The sequence below is a fragment of the Consotaella aegiceratis genome, from assembly GCF_036541425.1.
Lineage (GTDB): Bacteria > Pseudomonadota > Alphaproteobacteria > Rhizobiales > Rhizobiaceae > Consotaella > Consotaella aegiceratis.
Window position 1 is genome coordinate 1 of record NZ_JAZHFT010000007.1, and the last position, 18,900, is coordinate 18,900.

At 65.4% G+C, this 18,900-nt stretch carries 21 protein-coding genes; 14 read left to right on the forward strand and 7 right to left on the reverse strand.

Going from position 1 to position 18,900, the window contains the following annotated elements; all coding sequences use genetic code 11:
• A partial coding sequence (locus SMD10_RS06815) for a transposase family protein (protein ID WP_331685070.1) occupies window positions 1-155 on the reverse strand: 155 nt, incomplete at its 3' end.
• Between the two features lie 168 nt (window positions 156-323).
• Here SMD10_RS06815 and SMD10_RS06820 point away from each other — a divergent pair.
• The 5 genes from SMD10_RS06820 to SMD10_RS06840 all read left to right on the forward strand — a co-directional run bounded on the left by SMD10_RS06820 (window position 324) and on the right by SMD10_RS06840 (window position 5,710).
• Window positions 324-1,142 carry a helix-turn-helix domain-containing protein gene (locus SMD10_RS06820; RefSeq protein ID WP_331685071.1) on the forward strand — a complete coding sequence of 273 codons (819 nt, stop codon included), beginning with the start codon at window positions 324-326 and terminating at the stop codon, window positions 1,140-1,142.
• A gap of 32 nt (window positions 1,143-1,174) precedes the next feature.
• On the forward strand, window positions 1,175-2,455 hold the full coding sequence (locus SMD10_RS06825; protein ID WP_331684916.1) for an ABC transporter substrate-binding protein: 1,281 nt from the start codon (window positions 1,175-1,177) through the stop codon (window positions 2,453-2,455).
• A 61-nt stretch (window positions 2,456-2,516) separates the two neighbouring features.
• Window positions 2,517-3,401 carry a carbohydrate ABC transporter permease gene (locus tag SMD10_RS06830; RefSeq protein ID WP_331684917.1) on the forward strand — a complete coding sequence of 295 codons (885 nt, stop codon included), beginning with the start codon at window positions 2,517-2,519 and terminating at the stop codon, window positions 3,399-3,401.
• A complete protein-coding gene (locus SMD10_RS06835; RefSeq protein WP_331684918.1) occupies window positions 3,394-4,224 on the forward strand; it encodes a carbohydrate ABC transporter permease in 831 nt (276 codons plus the stop codon). The genes SMD10_RS06830 and SMD10_RS06835 overlap by 8 nt, the downstream gene beginning before the upstream one ends.
• Before the next feature lie 52 nt (window positions 4,225-4,276).
• Window positions 4,277-5,710, forward strand: a complete 1,434-nt coding sequence (locus SMD10_RS06840; protein WP_331684919.1) for a sulfatase family protein — start codon at window positions 4,277-4,279, stop codon at window positions 5,708-5,710.
• 69 nt (window positions 5,711-5,779) lie between these two features.
• Here the strand turns inward: SMD10_RS06840 and SMD10_RS06845 are convergent, their stop codons facing one another.
• Window positions 5,780-6,313, reverse strand: coding sequence for an SH3 domain-containing protein (locus tag SMD10_RS06845; RefSeq protein WP_331684920.1), 534 nt, complete (start codon window positions 6,311-6,313; stop codon window positions 5,780-5,782).
• Between the two features lie 209 nt (window positions 6,314-6,522).
• Between SMD10_RS06845 and SMD10_RS06850 the strand changes: the two genes are divergently transcribed.
• The 3 genes from SMD10_RS06850 to SMD10_RS06860 all read left to right on the forward strand — a co-directional run bounded on the left by SMD10_RS06850 (window position 6,523) and on the right by SMD10_RS06860 (window position 8,720).
• On the forward strand, window positions 6,523-7,524 hold the full coding sequence (locus SMD10_RS06850) for a 2-hydroxyacid dehydrogenase (RefSeq protein WP_331684921.1): 1,002 nt from the start codon (window positions 6,523-6,525) through the stop codon (window positions 7,522-7,524).
• 321 nt (window positions 7,525-7,845) lie between these two features.
• Window positions 7,846-8,328, forward strand: coding sequence for a flavodoxin FldA (gene fldA / locus SMD10_RS06855; RefSeq protein ID WP_331684922.1), 483 nt, complete (start codon window positions 7,846-7,848; stop codon window positions 8,326-8,328).
• Entirely contained in the window at window positions 8,307-8,720 is a 414-nt protein-coding gene (locus SMD10_RS06860; protein ID WP_331684923.1) for a DUF2023 family protein, read from the forward strand. Before fldA ends, SMD10_RS06860 begins: the two co-directional genes overlap by 22 nt.
• A 66-nt stretch (window positions 8,721-8,786) precedes the next feature.
• On the opposite strand, the gene hpt is transcribed toward SMD10_RS06860, so the two are convergent.
• Both hpt and SMD10_RS06870 read right to left on the reverse strand, forming a co-directional pair.
• Entirely contained in the window at window positions 8,787-9,323 is a 537-nt protein-coding gene (hpt, locus tag SMD10_RS06865) for a hypoxanthine phosphoribosyltransferase (RefSeq protein ID WP_331684924.1), read from the reverse strand.
• Between the two features lie 158 nt (window positions 9,324-9,481).
• Complete coding sequence (locus tag SMD10_RS06870; protein WP_331684925.1) at window positions 9,482-10,210, reverse strand: FxLYD domain-containing protein; 729 nt, start codon at window positions 10,208-10,210, stop codon at window positions 9,482-9,484.
• Window positions 10,211-10,361: 151 nt separating this feature from the next.
• Between SMD10_RS06870 and ftsE the strand changes: the two genes are divergently transcribed.
• The 4 genes from ftsE (at window position 10,362) to SMD10_RS06890 (ending at window position 13,802) form a co-directional block, all read left to right on the forward strand.
• Window positions 10,362-11,021 carry a cell division ATP-binding protein FtsE gene (gene ftsE, locus SMD10_RS06875; RefSeq protein WP_331684926.1) on the forward strand — a complete coding sequence of 220 codons (660 nt, stop codon included), beginning with the start codon at window positions 10,362-10,364 and terminating at the stop codon, window positions 11,019-11,021.
• Entirely contained in the window at window positions 11,014-12,015 is a 1,002-nt protein-coding gene (locus SMD10_RS06880) for a cell division protein FtsX (RefSeq protein WP_331684927.1), read from the forward strand. The genes ftsE and SMD10_RS06880 overlap by 8 nt, the downstream gene beginning before the upstream one ends.
• A gap of 85 nt (window positions 12,016-12,100) precedes the next feature.
• Complete coding sequence (locus SMD10_RS06885; RefSeq protein ID WP_331684928.1) at window positions 12,101-12,832, forward strand: YdcF family protein; 732 nt, start codon at window positions 12,101-12,103, stop codon at window positions 12,830-12,832.
• 172 nt (window positions 12,833-13,004) lie between these two features.
• A complete protein-coding gene (locus SMD10_RS06890; protein WP_331684929.1) occupies window positions 13,005-13,802 on the forward strand; it encodes a lysophospholipid acyltransferase family protein in 798 nt (265 codons plus the stop codon).
• Window positions 13,803-13,811: 9 nt separating this feature from the next.
• Here SMD10_RS06890 and SMD10_RS06895 read toward each other — a convergent pair whose 3' ends face one another.
• Window positions 13,812-14,324 (reverse strand): gamma-glutamylcyclotransferase, encoded by a 513-nt coding sequence (locus SMD10_RS06895; RefSeq protein WP_331684930.1) that lies wholly within the window; start codon window positions 14,322-14,324, stop codon window positions 13,812-13,814.
• A gap of 53 nt (window positions 14,325-14,377) precedes the next feature.
• Between SMD10_RS06895 and SMD10_RS06900 the strand changes: the two genes are divergently transcribed.
• On the forward strand, window positions 14,378-15,409 hold the full coding sequence (locus tag SMD10_RS06900; protein ID WP_331684931.1) for a DUF2125 domain-containing protein: 1,032 nt from the start codon (window positions 14,378-14,380) through the stop codon (window positions 15,407-15,409).
• Between the two features lie 5 nt (window positions 15,410-15,414).
• Here the strand turns inward: SMD10_RS06900 and SMD10_RS06905 are convergent, their stop codons facing one another.
• Together SMD10_RS06905 and hisC are read right to left on the reverse strand one after the other, a co-directional pair.
• The gene (locus SMD10_RS06905) at window positions 15,415-16,359 is read right to left on the reverse strand and encodes a prephenate/arogenate dehydrogenase family protein (protein WP_331684932.1); all 945 of its coding nucleotides are present in this window, start codon (window positions 16,357-16,359) and stop codon (window positions 15,415-15,417) included.
• A gap of 2 nt (window positions 16,360-16,361) precedes the next feature.
• Window positions 16,362-17,465 carry a histidinol-phosphate transaminase gene (hisC, locus tag SMD10_RS06910; RefSeq protein WP_331684933.1) on the reverse strand — a complete coding sequence of 368 codons (1,104 nt, stop codon included), beginning with the start codon at window positions 17,463-17,465 and terminating at the stop codon, window positions 16,362-16,364.
• A 252-nt stretch (window positions 17,466-17,717) separates the two neighbouring features.
• Here hisC and metX point away from each other — a divergent pair, with 252 nt between their 5' ends.
• Complete coding sequence (gene metX, locus SMD10_RS06915; RefSeq protein WP_331684934.1) at window positions 17,718-18,899, forward strand: homoserine O-acetyltransferase MetX; 1,182 nt, start codon at window positions 17,718-17,720, stop codon at window positions 18,897-18,899.
• Window position 18,900: the final 1 nt, after the last annotated feature.

The window sequence follows — 18,900 nt, forward strand, 5'->3', positions numbered from 1 at the left end:
CAGTCGGCCATCGACCCGCAGACGACGAGGAGCAGGATCTCCGGCAATGGATGATAAATCCGCCGGACGTCGCGCGGATCCTCGATCTCGCCGAAATGCTCCAGCAGAACAGCCAGACGCGACTTGGCGCCCAGGGCATCGGCAGTAGGCGACATGGCGGCGGCTCCTCGAATCAACCGCCGCCATGGAATCAGTCTCTGCGCAACCCGTCACCCAATGTCATTTGAGTTCGGAGCCCTGGAAGAGCCGGTCGGCGGGTTGACGGAAAATCCATATATGATAGACCAGAATTCCAATTTTGAAAACGTCGCGTCATGCAGCCGATGAACCCCACCGAGAGGACGCTTCAGGTGCTGGAATATCTGATGGCAGCAGGGCCCGGTCCGGTGAAGCAGGTCGACATCGCGCGCGACTGCCATCTCTCTCCGGCGACGCTGCATCGGATCATCCGGTCGCTTTCGGAGTGGGGGTATCTGTTCCGCACCAGCGAGAAATATTGCGTGCGGAATTTCCGGCTGGACCGCAACGTACCGATGTCCGAGCCCTATCTGGCGGAGCTCGATCGCATCACCCATGCCATCACCGCGCAGCTCGGTGTTTCGTCCGAGGTCGTGGTCGCGGCAGGGCACGAACTGCTCTGGCACTCGAAGACCGAACATCCGGATCCCTCCGTGGTGATCCGCGCCAATACCGGCTTTCGTCGAAGCCTCTATGAGTTGGACGCGATGGCACGGCTCTATCTGAGCCGCGTGGACCCGGACGAACTGGCGGCGCGCTTCTACACCGAAGGCTTCTACGATACCGGCTACCGATCCGGCCGAGACATCACCTGGCTGCCTGAGAAAGCTGCGCTGGAGCGCATCGCCGCCACGAGCGGCGTCGACTTCGATTACGATTTCGCCGGCAACCACGTAGGCATCCGCCGCTTTGCAACAGTGATCAGCGATCCGGACGGCGGCTTTCTGCATCTTCTGTCGATCGCGGAGCCGGTACGACCCGTGGCCGACGAGGCGGCGCACGTCGCCGCCTATGAGGAGGCCTTGCGCGTCGCGCGCGAGCGCCTGATGGCGCTGGTCGCCGCCGAACAGACGGCCCGGCGGCGCCCGCCCAAATTTCATGCCGCACCCGGCCGCGGAGGATAGGCAGCCGGGCGTTCATCACTGGGAGGAGAAGAATGCCATTGACCACACGACGGACCTTGTTGATCTCGGCGCTGGCCGGCGCCACGGCGTTGTATTCGGGCACGGCCCTGGCGCAGGAGAAGACGATCAACGTGCTTCTGTTCTCGATGCCCTATACGCAAGGGCTGCAGAAGCTCGCGCAGGACTTCGAGGACGAGACCGGCATCAAGGCCAATATCGACGTCGTCGGCCAGGATGTCTTCGAAAGCCGCATCACCCTGTCCTTTACCGGCGGCACGGGCGATATCGACGTGGTGCACACGCCGGTGATCCAAGTCCAACGCTGGGTCGAGGCCGGCTGGCTGACACCGCTAACCGACCAGATCAACGGCATCGAGGACAAGGACGACATCCTCAAAGGGCCGCTCGACGCCTATGAGGTGAAGGGCGACCTGTGGGCCGTGCCGTTCTTCGCCGAGACCGGGCTGATGGCTTACCGCAGGGACATCCTGGAGGAGGCCGGCCAGAAGGTCCCCGAGACCTGGGACGAGATGCTGGAGGTCGCCAAGGCCATCGACAGCGACGACACCGCAGCGATCGCCATGCGCGTGGCGCCCGGCCAGGGCTTCAACATGTTCGTCTTTCCGATGATCATGCGGGCCTATGGCGGCAAGTTCTTCGCCAACTACCCCGACGATCTGACGCCGGCGATCAACTCGCCTGAGAACCTCAAGGCGCTGCAGGTCTATTCGACGCTGATGAACGACTACGGGCCGGAGGGCGTCGGCAACTTCAACTTCAACGAAGTCGCGGCCGCGGTCCAGGCCGGCAAGGTCGCGATGATGGTCGACGGCACGTCGATCGTCAGCCAGGTGGTCGATCCGGAAAAGAGCCAGGTCGCCGACAAGATGGCGATCGCGCTGCCGCCGGGTGGTCCAGCCGGCCGTTCGCCGGCGATCGCCGTGCATGGCCTGGGCGTGCCCGCCAGCGCCAAGGATCCGGAAGCCTCGTTCAAGTTCATCGAATGGGCGACCAGCGCCGAGACGCTCACCAAGATCGCGCTCGCCGAACCCTATCCGGACTTTACGCGGGCCTCGCTCGCCGACAACCCGGAGATCAAAGAGAAGTATGCGGCGATCCAGCCGGACTTCCTGAGGCTCCGGGTCGAGGCGCTCGATCTCGCCAGCGGCAGCTATCGGCCGCTCATCCCGACCTGGCCCGAGATCGGCGCCGCGGTCGGCGACAACGTCAACGCGGCCGTCAACGGCTTGATGTCGCCCGAAGAGGCGCTCGAGGCGGCCGAGGATGAAATGAACGACATCCTCGGCAACTGACCTTCCGATTGCGCCCGACGAAATGCCTCGTCGGGCGCTCTTTTTCCAATCGGAGCAGACTATGAAACGAGTGGGCGCCTCGGCGGAGCTCGAGCGCATCTATCTGACCATGCTGATCCCCGCTGTCGTGGCGGTGGCGCTGTTCGCGATCCTGCCGCTGATCGGCATGTTCGCTCTGTCGCTCAGCGACTTTCATCTCGTGCGTGGCTGGAGCGGGCGGATCGGCATCCAGAACTTCATCAAGCTTCTGAGCGATCGTCGGTTCGTCGAGTCGGTCTACGTCATGGCGGCGCTGAGCGGCTTCGGCGTCGTCGCGCAGGTGGTGCTCGGCACGGCGATCGCGGTCGGCCTCGACAAGATCGTGCCGCGCTGGCGTTGGGCGCGGGGCATCTTCGTGGTCCCCTTCGCCGTGCCGGCCGTCGCCGTGGCGCTGATCTGGCTGTCGCTGTTCACGCCGACCCTGTCGCCGATCAACGCCTTCTTCGATCTCTTCGGGATCACGGTTCCGGCCTTCCTGACCACGCAGTGGGGCGCGATCGCCGCCATTGTCGTCGCCGATACCTGGGCGAGCTATCCGTTCGTCATGCTCATCGTGCTGGCGGCGCTGCAGGGGATCTCGTCCGAACTCGACGAGGCGGCGGCGCTGGACGGGGCAACCCAGGTGAAGGCCTTCTTCCTGATCACGCTGCCGCTCTTGACGCCTGCGCTGCTGATGGTCGCGCTGTTCCGCTTCATCGAGACGCTGAAGCATTTCCCGCTGATTTTCGTCATGACCAATGGCGGGCCGGGCCGGGCGACGCAGGCGACGAACTACTATGCCTACGTCCAGACGTTTCAGAACTCGAATGTCGGCTACGGCGCGGCGATTGCCGTCTTCCTGTTCCTCTTCGCCGCAGCGGTCAGCTTCTATATCGCGCGGGTCAACGCGAGGGTCGGCCATGCGTGACCCGTCGACGGCCTACAAGGTCAAGCGCGGCGCCGGCATCGCGATGATGGCGATCTTCCTGGCGTTCACGCTGCTGCCGATGATCTGGGCTATCCTCCTGTCGTTCCGTCCGGCCCGCGAACTGTTTGAGCCGATCTGGGAATCGCCGGGGGCTTTGACGCTCGACAATCTGCGCTCGATCGCGGGATCGGATTTTCCGCGCGCGCTGTGGAACAGCTTCGTCACCGCCGGCAGTTCGACGCTGCTTGCCATGATCATCGGCGTGCCAGCGGCGTTTGCGCTGTCGAAAAGCCGGATATCGGGAAAATTCCTGGCGTCCTGGATGCTGTTGCTGCTGAGGATGGCACCGCCGGTGGGTTTCGTCATCCCGCTCTTTCTCATCTACATCAAGGCCGGCCTGATCGACTCCTATGCCGGCCTGATCTTCGCCTACATGTCCTTGACGCTGCCCTTCGTGGTCTGGTCGATGTGGACCTCGTTCAACCAGATCCCGGACGAACTGGTCGAGGCGGCGTTGATGGACGGTGCGCCGCTGTGGAAGACCCTGCTCCTCGTCGTTCTGCCGGCGGCGCGGCCCGGCGTGGTCGCCGCCGCCGTGCTCGGCTTCCTGCTCGCCTGGAACGACTTCTTTTTCGCCCTGGTCATCACCAGAACCGGCACGATGACGGCTCCGGTCGCGGTGATGAACTTCGTCTCCTACGCCAGCGTCGACTGGGGCTCCATCGCCGTGGCGAGCATCGCGCTCACTCTGCCGATCCTACCCGTGCTGGTTCTCGCCAACCGGTATATCGTTCAATCGCTGGGCGGCGCGGTGAAGGGCTGAAGCGCATGATCATCGAACGCCGCCACAACTCCTGCCAGGCTCCGCAAACGCCATGACTTCGCCGCGTCCCAATATCGTCCTCGTCATCACCGACCAGCAGCGCTTCGATACGATCGCCGCGCTGGGCTTTCCGCACATGATCACGCCCAATCTCGACCGCATGGTGCGCGAGGGTGTGGCTTTCCGGCAGATGTTCGTCACCGCGCCGTCCTGCGCCCCGTCGCGCGCGAGCCTGTTCACAGGGCTCTATCCGCACACCAACGGCGTGCTGCGCAATGACGACCGCTGGACCTGGTCCTGGGTCGAGTGCCTGGCGGACGCCGGCTATCGATGCGTCAATATCGGCAAGATGCACACCTTCCCCTACGAGCAGTCGTTCGGGTTCCACGAACGCCATGTGACCGAGAACAAGGACCGGGCCCATCCCAGTCTGCCCTATTTCCTGGACAACTGGGACAAGGCGCTCTGGGCGCGGGGGCTGGAGAAGCCGAGCCGTGTCACCTACCGGCGCCGGGCGGACTATCGCGACCGCCTGGGTGCCTTTGTCTGGGAGCTGCCGGAGGACATGCACTCCGACAATTTCGTCGGCGATCTCGCCTGCCACTGGCTCGACAGCTATACGGGTGAGGAGCCGTTCTTCCTGGAGATCGGCATTCCGGGGCCGCACCCGCCCTATGATCCGACGCCGGATGCCCTGGCGCTCTATGCGGATCGCGACGTGCCCCTGCCGATCCTCGACGAGGCCGAACAGGCGAGCCAGCCGCAGCCGCTGAAGGATCTGCGCCGCGAGCATTGGGAGCAGGATCACGACGCTGTGGTGCATCTACCCGATCCGACGGATGAGCAGGTGCTGCGCCAGCGCCGGCACTATTTTGCCAACGTCACCATGATCGACGCGCAGATCGGCCATCTGATCGCGACGCTGGATCGGCGCGGCGTGCTCGACGACACCATCGTCATCTTCACCTCCGATCATGGCGACTGTCTCAACGACCACGGCCACAGCCAGAAATGGAACATGTACGAGCAGACCGTCCATGTGCCGGCGGTGATCTGGGGGCCGGGACTGACGGCCGGCGGCCGTCAGGTCGACGACCTGGCGGAGCTGATGGACTGGGGCCCGACCATTCTGGAGCTCGCCGGCATCACCCCGCCGTCCTGGATGCAGGCGCGCTCACTGCTGCCGCTTATCACCGGAGAGGGAGAGGGCAGCCGCCGCTACGTCTTTTCGGAACATGCGCGCGATGCCATCCTGAAGTCGACGGAATGCATGACGATGATCCGCGATCATCGCTGGAAGCTCGTTCATTTCGTCGACAGCGACGAGGGCCAGCTCTTCGACCTCGAGGCCGACCCTCGGGAGGTCCGCAACCTTTGGGACGAGCCGAGCCATCAGGGGCAGAAGAACCTGATGATCGACGAGATTCTCCGCTGGCGCACACGCACGGCGCTGGACAGCCAGAACTGGCGTCCTCAAACGAGCTAGATCGCCTCCCATTTTGCGGTTGCGATCGATGACCGGTGACGTGCCCTCGCGCCGAGCGCCCGGGCGTGCCTAAAACTGCTCGTCCGGGTAGACGCCCCAGATCTCGTGCTGGTGGACATAGCCGGTGCGTCCGGCGACCTCGATCTCGCACCAGCCGAGCCCGCAGGTGTCGACCTTCGACACGACGCCGGGCTGCATCTGGGCGATCAGCGTGCTGTCCTCGCTGGCCTGGGCGCGGACGTCGATGGTGGCTTCCTTGCCCTTCAACCACGGGGCGGCTTCGGCGGTGCGGTCGCCGCTTAGCAGCGAGTGGTAGACCCAGCCCTCGGTGCCTTCGCTGTCGCGCACCCGGCGCCAGAGATCGTATTCCTGGACGACCTCCATGGGCAAGCCGCGCTTGAGGTACAGCCAGGAAACGGCGTACTCCGTGCCCGGCCCGACGCGCATGTTGACGCGTTCGGCCTTCAGCGAGACATAGCGCGGCAGCGGCAGGCCGGTGCCGCCCGACCCTGCCGCGCCGGCGCCCGCCAGCGGCGCGGACATCGCGATCAGCGCGGCGACGGCTGCGAGAATGGGGCGCTTGACGGCGATGGCAAAGGGCATCTCGAACTCCATAGAACGGTGCCGACCTTACAGTTCGTGCCTCGCGCGGATTCGGCAGGGTACGAGCGAGGTCGGTTGGCCGGTCGGCCGCAATGCGGCAGGAGGCATGTCCTTCCGGGCCGAAGCGCCCTCTGCTAGGAAAGACCTCCCTGCCAACGATCCGATTATTGTTCGACTTGGTTAATGATGACTTTCGAGGGATGCGCCCGATGACGGAGAAAAAGAAGCCGACGGTCGTCATCACCCGCAAGCTGCCCGACGCGATCGAAACGCGTATGGCGGAACTCTTCGACGTCCGTCCCAACCAGACCGACCGTCCCTTCACGCAGCCGGAACTGGTTGCGGCGGTTCGCACCGCCGACGTGCTGGTGCCCACCGTGACGGACCGCATCGACCGCGCCGTCATCGAACTGGCGGGACCGCAGCTGAAGCTCATCGCCAATTACGGCAACGGCGTCGACAACATCGACGTCGATGCGGCATTCTCCAAGGGCATCTTCGTCACCAATACGCCGGACGTTCTCAACGAGGACACCGCCGACATGACCATGGCGCTGATCCTGGCGGTGCCGCGCCGGCTGGTCGAGGGGGCAGGACACCTGTCCGAAGACGAGTGCTGGCTGGGCTGGTCTCCGACCTGGATGCTCGGCCGCCGCATCCGGGGCAAGAAGCTGGGGATCATCGGCATGGGCCGGATCGGCACGGCGGTCGCCCGCCGCGCCAAGGCGTTCGGCCTTTCGATCCATTACCACAACCGCCGGCGGGTCAGCGCCCATACCGAGGCCGAGTTGGGCGCGACCTACTGGGAAAGCCTCGACCAGATGCTCGCCCGCATGGACATCATCTCCATCAACTGCCCCTCGACGCCGGCCAACTACCACCTGCTCTCGGCCAGGCGGCTGTCGCTGGTTCAGAGCCATGCCTTCATCGTCAACACGGCGCGCGGCGACATCATCGACGAGACCGCCTTGGTGCAGAGGATCTCGGCCGGCCAGATCGCCGGCGCCGGTCTCGATGTCTTCGAAGGCGAGCCGGTGCCCAACCGCAAGCTTCTGAAGCTCGCCGCGCAAGGCAAGGTGGTGGTGCTGCCGCATATGGGCTCGTCGACGATCGAGGCTCGCCTCGACATGGGCGAGAAGGTGATTCTCAACATCCGCACGTTGATGGACGGTCATCGCCCGCCGGACCGCGTGCTGCCAACCGATATCTAGGTCGAAGCGACTGCGTCAATCTGTCCCACGGACATCGCCTTATCTGCTCGTCGCGCACAGTGGACGGTCTTCATAAAACATGATCCTATTCATCATGTTTTTGTGAGCGCGCCTCCGGTGACGGCAAAGCGCGTCGGCGTGTTCGATCAGGAGACGAAGTGCCCGGTTTGCTGACGGAGCCTGCGAGCGCCGGCAAGGCTGCGCCGCCGTGCCGGCTGCGCCGACGGTGCGAGAGTTCGACCATTCAGGGCCTTTGTCCACCCACCAATGCGTTTTGCAGCGGACGGCCCCAGGGCCAATAGAAGGGGAAGTAATGCTCTCATGACCAAACACGTCATCTACGGATCGGACAGCGGCGCGACGCGAGGGATCGCCAAGAAGATCGCCGCGAAGCTTGATGCCGAGGTCTTCGACGTCAAACGCGTGACCGTCGCCGAGTTTGAGAATTGCGACCTCCTGGTCCTGGGCGTGCCGACCTATGGCGACGGGACCCTGCAGGACGACTGGGACGCGGCTCTGGACACGCTGCGCGCGGCCAATCTGGAGGGCAAGAAGGTCGCCCTGTTCGGGCTCGGTGATCAGATGGGCTATCCGGACACGTTCGTCGATGCGATCGGCATTCTCTACGACGAACTGATCGAAAAGCAGGCCGAGATCATCGGCCAGACCGCCACCGACGGCTACGAGTTCGAGGACTCCCTGGCGGTCCGCGACGGCGTCTTCGTCGGCCTGGCCCTCGATCAAGATAATCAAAGCTCCATGAGCACGAACAGGATCGCCGCTTGGACCAGCCAGCTCCCCTGATTTCCATTGCCAGACGCATCCTCAGCCACTCGCTGTACGAGTTCAAGAAGGGGGTGCGCCCCCTTTTCATGATCACCGTCGAGGAGGTCGAGTTGCCGAGGCTGCTGGAGCGGCTGATGGCCGATGCGGTCGACTATCATGTGCACACCGCGTCGGGCACCAAGGCCAATCTGTTCTTCGGGAAGCCGCTGCTGGTGGAAACCGTGCGCACCCTCGTGACCAAGCCGCTGTGCCACCTGACAGCAGAGGAGGACTTCATTCTCGGCGTCCTGCTCGGCTACGATCGGGAGCAGCAATGCGCGCGGCTGCTCGAGCGCATGTGGGATCGCCCGGACACGCGACAGACGACCGTCCGCAATCCGGAAATCCTGTGCGGGGCAACAGGATCCTGATTTTAGAACAAGCGGTTGGAGCGGGTTCGTGACTCGGCGTGATCACGCATCCCGCCCGCCCGCGAGCTATTCGACGACGCGGCCGACGAAGGGCAGTTCGCGCAGGGCGTGGCCGACATCCATGCCGTAGCCGACGACGAAAGCGTCCGGGCATTCGAAGCCGACATAGTCGGCCTCGATGGCGTGCTGGCGGCGTCCGCTCTTGTCCAGGAGCACGGCCAGCTCGACCTGCGCGGCTTCGCGCGAGACCATCAGTTCGCGCGCATAGCCGACGGTTCGTCCCGATTCCAGGATGTCGTCGATCAGCAGCACGTTGCGCCCCTTCACCTCGCTCTCGATGTCGCGCAGCACGCGCACCGGACCGCCTTCGGTTCCAGCGCCGTAGCTCGACAGCGAGATGAACTCGACCTCCGGGGCAAGGCCCGCACCGTGCATCGCCCGGATCAGGTCGGCGGCGAACACGAAGGAGCCTTTCAATACGGCGATGACCAGCAGATTTTCCGGCTTCTTGACCGCAATCTCCTTGGCCAGACGGCTCACTTCGGCGGCGATCTGCTCTTCGGAAAAAACGGTCTCGATCCGTCTGCCGGCCACGGTGATCATTGCAGGTCCTGATGTGATGGAATTGTTCTGTCCGTCGCCATGGCAGATACCGGCGCGGACTTCAAATCCTAATAGCACATCGAGGCCTGAAGCCGATGCTTGTCACCGGGATTTCGACGGCGGGTACCGATCGGCGCGGAACGGGCCTGGGCGACGTCCTATTGGCGCCGGAAGCCGATCGCGATGTCGCCGCTGGTGCCGTTTTCCACCGCGACGAAGGAGCGAAAGCGGATTTCGTCGCCCGGATCGAGGGTCGAGACCGCGGAGGCCATCGGACGGGTGCCGAGGCTTTGCCCGCCCTTGTCGTAAAGCGCGATGAGGATCGGGGGCACGGTCTCGGCCGAGCCGGACGTGTTCCGGATCAACCCTTCGACCGACAACACGTCACCATCGCCCCGCGGCTCGATCGCGGCGGTGGCCTCGGTGATGACGAGCCCGCGTGATGAGGAGGCGAGGGGAAGGCTCGCGGTCTCGGAGCGTCCGGACCAGATCGCCGCGGCAAAGGCGGTGGCGATCACGAGGCAGGCAGCCGCCGCGACACCGACTGCGATGGTGCGGTCCATCGACGGCCAAGACCGGCGAGATGCCGGACGCCGATGGCGCGCCGGGTTGACGGACGCCAACACGGAGGTGGGCACCTCCTGGAAGATGAATCCTGCGACGGGCACAAGCTGCCGCTGGGGAAGCATGGATTCGGCGGCCTCGGAGCGGGTGGTTCGCGGGCGGATCTGAAGCGGCCCGACCGTCGCCGGATCGTCGTTGGCGGGCTTGCCCACGCGCCGCGAGACCAGCGTCGCGGTTCCGTCGATGACGACGGATCGATTCCGCCGGAATTTACCGTCGTCGCGGCGGCGCATCGGTTCCGCGGTACTGCCCAATCCTGCCATGACGCCCCTCCAGGGTTGGCTGTTCAGAAATTGGTAACGACTTATGGTTAACTAAGAGTTTACCGCTGGTTCCGTGCGACCGGGACGGCGTGAAAACGACAAAGTCTCACGTCATTGAGTGAGTGTTCCAAACGACGGGCGAGGGGTGTCGGTGGTACGTTTCGAGAATGTCGGCTTGCGCTATGACATGGGACCGGAAGTGCTGCGCGACCTCAGTTTTCAGATCTGGCCGCAGTCCTTTCAGTTTCTGACCGGACCGTCGGGCGCCGGCAAGACCAGCCTGCTGCGCATGCTGTTTCTCGCGCTGAAGCCGACCCGAGGCTTGATCACCATCCTGGGCAAGGACGTCTCGACGTTGTCGCGCGCCGATCTGCCGATGATCCGGCGCCGAATCGGCGTGGTGTTCCAGGACTTCCGTCTGCTCGATCACCTGACGACCTACGAGAACGTCGCGCTGCCGCTGCGCGTACGCGGCAAGGAGGAAGCCGAATACCGCCGCGATGTCATCGATCTGATCCGCTGGGTCGGCCTTGGCGATCGGATGAACGCGCTGCCCGTGGTGCTGTCGGGCGGCGAGAAGCAGCGCGCCGCGATCGCCCGCGCACTGATCGACCGGCCCGACATCCTGCTGGCGGACGAGCCGACCGGCAACGTCGACCCGCCGCTGGCCCGGCGAATCCTGCGCCTTTTCCTCGAGCTCAATCGGTCCGGCACGGCGGTGGTGATCGCCACGCACGATCTCGCCCTGATGGACCAGGTGGAGGCCCGGCGGCTGATCCTCTCGGAGGGGAGGCTTGCGGTCTATGATTGACGCCTTGCGGACGTTCAATCCGCGCGATCGGCTGCAGCGCTGGCTGATGCAAATCTCCCGGCGGACTGCCGGACGCAGCCGGTCGGCGCCGATCGTGCCGCCCGCCAACGTCGCCGGCCGCGCCTTGATGACGGTGATCGGCATCATGACCTTCCTGGCGAGCCTCACGCTTGGAGCCGTGACGCTGGTCGCCGACACCGCCGCCGAGTGGCAGAGCCAGATCTCGCGCGAGATGACCGTGCAAATCCTGCCGGAAGAAGGCTTGGACATGGCTTCCGCGCTGACCCAGGTCCAGACGATTCTTCTGGCGACGCCGGGCGTCAGCAATGCCAGCGTTCTCGATGACGGCGCGACTTCGCGCCTGTTGGAGCCTTGGCTGGGCGACGACCTGGATCTCGACGAATTGCCGGTGCCGCGCCTCGTGGTCGTTTCCATAGACGAGGACGCGCCGCCGGATTTTGCGGCTTTGAAAGCACAGATCGAGGCGGCGGTGCCGCAAGCTAGCCTCGACGATCATCGCGCCTGGGTGTCGCGGCTGGTGGCGATGGCGCATGCCACCGTTCTCGTCGGCCTGTCGATCCTCGCGCTGGTGCTGACCGCTACGGTGCTGACCGTCGTCTTTGCCACGCGCGGTGCCATGTCCGGCAATCGCCATGTGGTCGAGGTGCTGCATTTCGTCGGGGCCAGATCCAGCTTCATCGCGGGCGAGTTCCAGCGCCACTTTTTGCGCCTCGGGCTGGTCGGAGCGCTGATCGGCGGAGCGACCACGCTGGTCCTGTTCGCCGTCATGGGTCGCTGGACCGCCAACAATCAGGCGACGCCGGAGGCCGACCAGATTAGCGCGCTGTTCGGTTCGTTCTCCATCGGCTGGCGCGGCTATGTCGGTGTGATCGTGGTCGCCGCAACCGTAGCGGGCCTCACTGCATTGACGTCACGAATAACGGTCATGCGTCAGTTGGCGCTGATCGACATGATTTCTCCGGTGGAGGGCTGAAGGATGAGGCCCCGTTGCGATTTCTGGCTTGCAGGCGGCGCTTTCGCCCGCGCCGCCACTCTTGGCGTCGGTCAAGGGTGATCTCATGACGATCGCAACGTCGCGTCTGTCTGCCGACAAGGAATGCGCCGAAGATTTGCCCGACGGCGCCAAGCGGCGGCCTTCGTCCTTCTGGCGATGGCTTCGCCGAGGCACCTTGGCGGTGTTCATCCTGCTCCTCTTGGCGGGCGGCTATGTCGTTGGCGGATTCCTTCGGTTCATGGAGGACGTCTCCAATCTCTCGATACCTGCGGACACCGGACCTGCCGATGGCATCGTCGTCCTGACCGGGGGAGCGATGCGCCTGGAAAGCGCCATCGACCTGCTCAAGAACGGCAAGGCGCGGCGGCTGCTGATCAGCGGCGTCAATCGCGGCACCAGCGCCAGGGCGCTGTCGCGGCTGACGGCGACCGATCCGTCGTGGTTCGAGTGCTGCATCGACATCGACCGCGCGGCGCTCAACACGATCGGCAACGCCGAGATGGCTGCCGCCTGGGCCCATCAGCGCGGCCTGCAGAGCCTGATTCTCGTCACTAGCGACTATCACATGCCGCGCTCGCTGCTCGAGTTCGATCGCACGCCGCTGATGCCGGCGATCCAGCCCTATCCGGTGGCGCGCGAGGACTTCTGGACGAAGGATCGCGTGCCGACATCCATCGGTTTGCGCGTGCTGGCGATGGAGTATCTCAAGTTTCTCGCGGCCAAGGCGCGCTCGTTCACCGGCTACCAGCCCACGCGCCCTGTCGACGAGCGTATCGCCGGCCTCGGCCAGGGCTGATCCGCGACGCCTTAGCGCGGGGATTTTTTCAATTTCGCTGCGCAAGACCCCTGGCCGAACGTCGATCTGGACGGACAAACGGTTTTTCCTTCCGCTGGATTTGCACTAAGAGAGCGACGCCGATCGTTGCCCGGCCATTCCCGGCCGGCCCAAGAGGACCGACACGCCACCGATGACCACGCTGCGCTCGCTCGTCTTCAACGCGCTCTTCTATCTGAACCTGATCGGGCAGCTGCTGGTCCTGTCGCCGATCTTCTTCGTCGTGCCCGAGCGGCTGACCTGGCGGTTCCTGAAGAACTGGGCGCGCTCGAGCCTCTGGCTCTTGCGCCACGTCGCCGGGCTCGACGCGAAGATGATCGGGCGCGAGAATATTCCGGCCGGCCCCGCGATCGTCGCGTCCAAGCATCAGTCGTTCTGGGATATCGTCGCGCTGGTGCCCGAGCTCGACAAGCCCACGTTCATCCTCAAGCGGGAGCTGATGCTCATTCCGTTCTTCGGCTGGTTCGCGGGGCGGCTGAAGATGATCCCGGTCGAGCGAGGCCGCGGCGGTGCGGCTATTCCGGAGATGCTGAAGAAGGCGAGAGAGGCCGTTGCCGACGGGCGCCAGATCGTGATCTTCCCGGAGGGAACGCGCACGGCGCCCGGTGCAGACCCCGGCTATCGCTCCGGCGTCTTTCGGCTCTATCGCGAACTGGCGCTGCCCGTCGTGCCGGTGGCACTGAACTCCGGGCTCTATTGGCCACGCCGCCAGTTCATTCGCCGACCCGGCACCGTCGTGGCGGCCTTCCTGCCGCCCATTCAGCCGGGACTGGAGCGCGATGTCTTCCTGTCGCGGTTGCGGCAGGCGATCGAAGGCCGGTCGGTGGACCTGCTGCGCGAGGCCTATCGGGACCAACCCGACCTGCCGGTGAGCCCGGAGGTGAGCGCCCGGCTGGCTGACCCCCTGAAAGCCTCCGCCGAGGCCGGCTGACGGCGGGGGCTACAGCCGGGCCACCACCTGCTCCAGCCACCCGTCCTTCAGGCCAAAGGCGCGGATTTCGTGCAGCGCATTGACCACGTAGTCGCGATTCGGCCCTGCCTGACCGTGCGATCGCGCGACGATTTCGGCCGCGTGCTCGGCGCTGATCCGTCCGGCATATTGCGAGTGGCCTTGGTCGACGACATAGACCAGGGCACGGACCGACCGGCCGTCATTGAGACGGACCGGCAGCGTCAGCTCGCGATAGACGTTGGTCACCAATTCGCGGGCACGCAGATACGCGGTGACGGCTTCGCGCTCCTCGGGCTTTACCCGAAACGCCATGCCGACGCAGGAGCCGCCACGATCCAGCCCAAAAACCAGGCCAGGCCGCTCCGGCGTGCCGCGATAGATATGCGACCAGATGCACAGCGACCGATGATAGCCCGCCAGCCGCCCCTTGATCCGATCCTCGTAGGCGAAACCCGGCTGCCATATGAGCGAGCCATAGCCAAAGACCCAGAAATCATTCATGGCGATGCGGTGCCTTGCGGGGACGGGGCCGAAACGAAAGCGGGACGAACTCTATGACCGTTGTCGAGGCGCGAGGGAAGAGGCGGGGCCGGACGTTCGCCTTCATCGCCATGATCGTCGTGCTCGTACTGGCGGTGTTGTTCACCGCCGGCTGGTTCGTCCTGGCCCGGCGCGTCGACCGCGCCGTCGACGACCTGGTGCGCCGCGCGGCCGAGGCGGGCATATCGGTCGCCTGCGACGGACGCGACGTCTTCGGCTATCCGCTGCAGATGGGCGTTCGCTGCGAGGCGTTAAGCGTCGACGCGCCGAACCGCGACCTTCGAGTGGCGGCCGCCGGAGCGAGCACCGCGGCGCAATTCTACGCCCCCGGCCATGCGTTTTTCGAGCTGAAGGCGCCGGTCCGTCTTGCTGGCGCGGGTGCGCCACCGATGGATTTCGACTGGCAGAGCGCGCGGGCGAGCGTCGAGGCGTGGATCGATGGCCTGAGCCGCGTCTCGATAGTCCTGGATTCGCCGCAGGTTGCCTTGGCTCGGCCGGCCGGCGACCGCTCGCCCGTGGCGCAATCCGATCATCTGGAGTTCCATGCGCAGGCGCGTGACGAGGATCTCGACATCGCCCTGGCTGATCAGGCTCTCAAATTTTCCGCGCCGAATGCCGCCACTCTGCCGCCGCTCGATCTCGCCGTTGACGTTTCGGTGCACGGCGCGGCGGATTGGCTGCGCCGGGGCGGGAATGGAAGCGGCGAACGGCCGAGCCTGCTCGGCCGGACGGGTGAAATCCGCCAGGCCCGCCTTGCGGTGGTGACGGACGAGGATGCCGACCTCTCGGTGTCGGGGCCGTTCTCTGTGTCGGACGAGGGCGCGATATCCGGTGATTTCCGCTTGGCGGTGGGCGATCCGGCAAAGATCGCCAATGTGATCAAGGCGGCGGCGCCGCAGGCTGCCGATCTCGCCGACAGCATCGCCGCGACGCTGCAACTGGCCGGCAGCAACGACGAGGGCCAGCGCGTTCTGCCGATCACCGTGCGCGATGGCATGGCCTCGGTCGGCATCATCCCGCTCGGGCGTATTCCGTCGCTGCGCTGAACGGGTCAGGCCTTGCCGTCGTCCTTGTGCGCGGGATGGCGGCCGAAGTCGGGCGCGGCGGTGTCCTGGCCGGCCTCGATGATGCCACGGCGGATGGCCCGCGTGCGGGTGAACAGCTCGAACAGCGCGTCGCCGTCGCCCCAGCGGATGGCTCGCTGCAGCGACGACAGATCCTCCGAGAAGCGCGCCAGCATTTCCAGCACCGCCTCGCGATTGTTGAGGAAGACGTCGCGCCACATGGTCGGATCGGATGCCGCGATGCGGGTGAAGTCGCGGAAGCCCGAGGCCGAGAACTTGATCACCTCCGAGCGGGTGACGGTTTCCAGGTCCGCCGCGGTGCCGACGATGTTGTAGGCAATGAGATGCGGCACGTGGCTGACGATGGCCAGCACCAGATCGTGGTGCTCGGCGGTCATCACCTCGACCATGGCGCCGCAGCCTTCCCAGAAGCGTTTCAGCCGATCGGAGGCCTGCGGATCGGTGCCCTCGACCGGGGTCAGGATCGTCCAGCGGTTTTCGAACAGCGCGGCGAAGCCGGCGTCGGGGCCGGACTCCTCTGTGCCGGCGATGGGATGGGCCGGCACGAAGTGGACGTGAGCCGGCAGGTGCGGTCGCATCTGGGCGATCACCGAACCCTTGACCGAGCCGACGTCGGAGATGATCGCGCCAGGCTTCAGCACGCCGGCAATCTCGGCGGCGACGGCGCCGCAGGCGCCCACCGGCACGCACAGGATCACCAGGTCGGCGTCCGCGCTGGCCTCGGCCGCGCTCAGCGTATAGCTGTCGCCCAGGCCGAGCTCTTCCGCGCGGGCCAGCGTCTCGGCGCGACGTGTCGCGATGGCGACGTGGCGGGCGAGACCGTGACGGCGGATGTTGAGCGCGATGGAAGAGCCGATCAGGCCGATACCGATCAGCGCCACCTTGTCGAAGAGCGGTTCTGCCTCGGTCATGCCTATGCCTTCAGGAAATCCGAAAGGGCGGCCACCACGCCGCGATTGGCCTCTTCCGTGCCCACGGTCATTCTGAGCGCGTTGGGAAAGCCGTAGCCGGTCACGCGCCGCAGCACGAAGCCGCGCGCGGTCAGGTGGGCGTCGGCCTCCGGGGCGGTCTTGCCGGGCTTATCCGGGAAATGGATGAGGACGAAGTTGGCGACGCTCGGCGTCACCGTCAGGCCAAGCCCGGTCAATTCTTCGGTCAGCCAGCCAAGCCAGCGGCCGTTGTGTTCCACCGACGCTTCGACATGCCCCCGGTCGCGCAGGGCGGCCGCTCCCGCCGCGATCGCCGCGGCGTTGAGGTTGAAGGGACCGCGCACCCGGTCGAGCGCGCCGACCACGGCCTCCGGCGCGTACATCCAGCCGATGCGCAGCGCCGCCAGGCCGTGCACCTTGGAGAAGGTGCGCGTCATCACGACGTTCTCCGCCGAGGCGACCAGTTCGATGCCGGCCGCGTAGTCGTTGCGCCGGACATATTCGGCATAGGCCGCGTCGAGCACCAGCAGCACGTTCTTCGGCAGGCCGGCCTGGAGGCGGCGGATCTCGTCGAACGGCAGATAGGTGCCGGTCGGGTTGTTCGGGTTGGCGAGGAAGACGATCCTGGTGCGTTCGGTTACTGCGGCCAGGATCGCATCGACGTCGGCGCGCGCCTCGCGCTCCTTGACGACCACCGGCGTGGCGCCACGCGCCAGGATCTGGATGTGGTAGACGAGAAATCCGTGCTCGGTGTGGATCGCTTCGTCGCCCGGCGCCAGATAGACGGCGCAGAGCAGGCCCAGCAGTTCGTCCGAGCCGTTGCCGCACAGAATGTTGGCCGGGTTGAGCCCCTGAGTCTCGGCAATCGCCTGCTTGAGCGCGATCGCCTGACCGTCGGGATAGTATTCCAGCCGCTCGGCAGCCTTGAGATAGGCCTCGCGCGCCTGCGGCGACGGACCGAGCGGCGTCTCGTTGGACGACAGCTTGTGGAGCTTGACGCCGGCCGGGACCTTGTCCTTCCCCGGCACGTAGGTGTCGATATCGAGCACACCCTTGATCGGCGTCGGGCGCAGGGTCTCGCTGCCCATGAAACAGTTCCTTCACGACGGGTCGAAGATCGGGCCCGTTTGGCTTTGGAGCGGGTCCACCGAGCCGGATAGCTCCCAACGACAGAGATGTCGAGGGCGTCCGGCGACGCCGATGCCCACTATTCGGCCTCCGCGGTGTGGCGATGCAGCTTTCGCGCGAGCCATGCGGTTGGCAACGACGCGGCCGAGCGTTTATATCCAGCGCGGTAGCCTGGGCGCTGCCCGCGAAGACGAGAGACCGGCTGGAATGCCATGACCATCGACGCCACCAAGCAGACTGTGTTGCCGGCGCTGGGCAGCCGAGAGGCCAACCATCCGTCGAGCCCTGTCGCCGTGTTCGGGACCGACGAGCCGCTGAGCCTCGACGCCGGCCGCGATCTGGCGCCGTTCCAGGTCGCCTACAACACCTACGGCAAGCTGAACGCCGACAAGTCCAACGCCATTCTGGTCTGTCATGCGCTGACCGGCGACCAGCATGCCGCCAACACCAATCCGGTGACGGGCCGGCCGGGCTGGTGGTCGACGCTGATCGGCGAAGGCAAGCCGATCGACACCTCGAAATACTTCGTCATCTGCTCCAACGTGATCGGCGGCTGTATGGGCTCTTCCGGCCCGGCTTCGGTCGATCCGGCGACTGGCGAGCCTTATGCGCTCGACCTGCCGGTCATCACCATTCGCGATATGGTGCGCGCCCAGGCCATGCTGATCGACCGGCTCGGCATCGAGACCCTGTTCGCCGTCATCGGCGGCTCGATGGGCGGCATGCAGGTGCTGCAATGGACCGTGAGCTATCCCGAGCGCGTCTTCGCGGCGCTGCCGATCGCCACCGGCGCCCGGCACACCTCCCAGAACATCGGTTTTGACGAGGTCGGACGCCAAGCCGTCATGGCCGATCCGGACTGGCGCGGCGGACGCTACATCGTCGAGGGCGTTCGTCCGCACAAGGGGCTCGCGGTGGCGCGCATGGCCGCGCACGTCACCTATTTGTCGGAAGCGGCGCTGCAGCGGAAATTCGGTCGCGAACTTCAGGATCGCGAGGCTTTCGGCTTCGGCTTCGAGGCGGACTTTCAGATCGAGAGCTATCTGCGCCACCAGGGAATGACCTTCGTCGACCGCTTCGACGCCAACTCGTATCTCTATCTGACGCGCGCGATGAACTATTTCGACATCGCGGCGGACTTCGACGGCCGTCTGGCCGCGGCCTTCCGCAACACAAAGACGCGGTTCTGCCTCGTGTCTTTTTCGAGCGACTGGCTGTTTCCCACAGAGGAGAACCGCGCTGTGGTGCATGCGCTCAACGCCGCTGCGGCATCGGTCTCCTTCGTCGAGGTCGAGACGGACCGAGGTCACGATGCCTTCCTGCTCGACGAGCCGGTATTCTTCGCGGCGATCGACGGGTTCATCTCGTCGGCGGCGCGGGCGAGGGGGCTCTAGA